Annotated in this window: 1 protein-coding gene; it reads right to left on the reverse strand. The window is 47.6% G+C overall.

Going from position 1 to position 498, the window contains the following annotated elements:
* On the reverse strand, positions 1-498 hold a 498-nt coding region (locus tag A3738_RS05665; protein ID WP_156503996.1), incomplete at both ends, for a TonB-dependent receptor domain-containing protein.

Raw genomic sequence — 498 nt, forward strand, 5'->3', positions numbered from 1 at the left:
TACTCCAAATTTAGCTTGTAGTCGAACACCGACAATTCATTTGAAATAGTCGCGGCAGATTCATACACGCCAGCGAGAGAGTTCCCCTTAAAAGCTGGGATATCAGACGTGTCTTCACTACTTTGCAAAGTCGCCCTTAACCCAGCTTTCCAAAATTCAGTCAATAGAATGCTCCCGTCTACTTCAAGACCATATATCTGCGCACTTGCAGCGTTTTCAGCGCGACCTATTCCGCGCGAATCGAAAATAACGACAATCGCATCTTTTAGTGATCTGTAAAACAAGGAGGAGTTAAGGTTGGAATTCCCCTGCAAAAACTGCAACCCAAGTTCCGCGTTGGTTGCATACTCTTCGACCAGCTCGTCATTGCCTAACAACGAACCGGTGTCACCAAACAATTCGCTAAGTTTGGGCGGACGGACTTCGTGAGAGAGGCTTGCGGTGAGTGCGAGGGATGGAAAAAACGTGTAGCGCAGGCCGCTGTAAGCAGCGTAATAA

This window comes from Oleiphilus sp. HI0066 (genome assembly GCF_001635725.1).